We start from the raw sequence: 1,381 nt of genomic DNA, 5'->3' as shown, positions 1-1,381 counted from the left end.
ACATCTCGGGGCTCCTCTACGGCATCCTCCTCCCCGCCGTCCTCGGCGCGACGAGCGTCCTCATGGAGGTGTGGGACCCGGAGCGCTTCTGCGCGCTCGTCGAGCGCGAGCGCGGCACGTTCTCCGCCGGCGCGACGCCGTTCCTCCAAGGGGTCGTCGACCTCCCGACCCTCGACCGCTTCGACCTCCGTTCGCTCCGCCTCTTTCCCTGCGGCGGCGCCGACGTGCCGCCCGACCTGATCCGCCGCGCGATCCGGCGCCTCGGCGTGCGCTCGGGCCGCGGCTACGGCTCGACCGAGTTCCCGAGCATCACCAGCTCGGCGGGCCCCGACGTCCCGGAGGCGAAGCGCGCCGAGACCGACGGCATCGTGATCCCGCCGGGCGAGATCGAGCTGCGCGACGCCGAGGGGCGGCCCGTCGCCACCGGCCGCGAGGGCGAGATCTGGGCGCGCGGCCCGGAGCTGTTCCTCGGCTACCGCGACGCGCGCCTCGACGCCGAGGCGTTCGACGAGCGCCGCTTCTTCCGCACCGGCGACTTGGGCGTCCTCGACGCCGACGGCTACCTCACCATCACCGGGCGCGTGAAGGACATCATCATCCGCGGCGGCGAGAAGTTCAGCGCCAAGGAGGTCGAGGACCTCCTCTTCGAGCACCCAAAGGTGCGGAGCGTCGCCATCGTGCCCATGCCGGACGCACGCCTCGGGGAGCGCGCGTGCGCGTTCGTCGTGCCGGCCGACGAGCGCGATCCGCCGACGCTCCCCGAGCTGGTGCGCTTCCTCGAGGGGCGGGAGCTCTCGCGGCGGAAGCTCCCCGAGCGGCTCGAGCTGATCGACGAGCTCCCGGCCACGGCGAGCGGAAAGGTCCAGAAGCACCTGCTCCGCGAGCGGATCGCCGCCGTGCTCCGGCGCGAGGGGAGATCGCCATGAAGATCGGCGTCGCCCTCTTCCGCCTCCGCCCCGAGCGCATGGCAGCCGTCGCCCGCCACGCCGAGGCGCTCGGCTTCGAGTCAGTGTGGGTGCCCGAGCACCTCGTCCTCCCCACCCGGATCGCGAGCCGCTACCCCTACGCGCCCGATGGCGTCCCTCCGTTCGCGCCCGACGCCCCGCACCTGGACCCGCTGATCCTGCTCACACACGTGGCGGCAGCGACCTCACGCATCCGGCTCGGGACTAATATCTATCTCCTGCCGCTCCGGCACCCGCTCGTCACCGCGCGCCTCGCGATGAGCCTCGACGTGCTCTCGGGCGGGCGGCTGACGCTCGGGGTCGGCGTCGGCTGGCTCGCGGAAGAGTTCCAGGCCGCCGGAATCGAGTTTCAGACACGCGCCGCTCGGACGCGCGAGTGCGTGCGCGCGCTGCGCGCGCTCTGGACCGAGGCCGAG

2 protein-coding genes are annotated in these 1,381 nt (G+C 73.3%); both read left to right on the top strand.

Going from position 1 to position 1,381, the window contains the following annotated elements; genetic code table 11:
- A partial coding sequence (locus E6J59_19630; protein ID TMB15963.1) for a cyclohexanecarboxylate-CoA ligase occupies positions 1–926 on the top strand: 926 nt, incomplete at its 5' end.
- On the top strand, positions 923–1,381 hold a 459-nt coding region (locus tag E6J59_19625), incomplete at its 3' end, for an LLM class flavin-dependent oxidoreductase (GenBank protein ID TMB15962.1). The genes E6J59_19630 and E6J59_19625, both read left to right, overlap by 4 nt.

It is taken from the genome of Deltaproteobacteria bacterium, assembly GCA_005879795.1.
Classification (GTDB): domain Bacteria; phylum Desulfobacterota; class Binatia; order DP-6; family DP-6; genus DP-6.
This window is presented reverse-complemented; position numbering and strand designations above follow the sequence as displayed.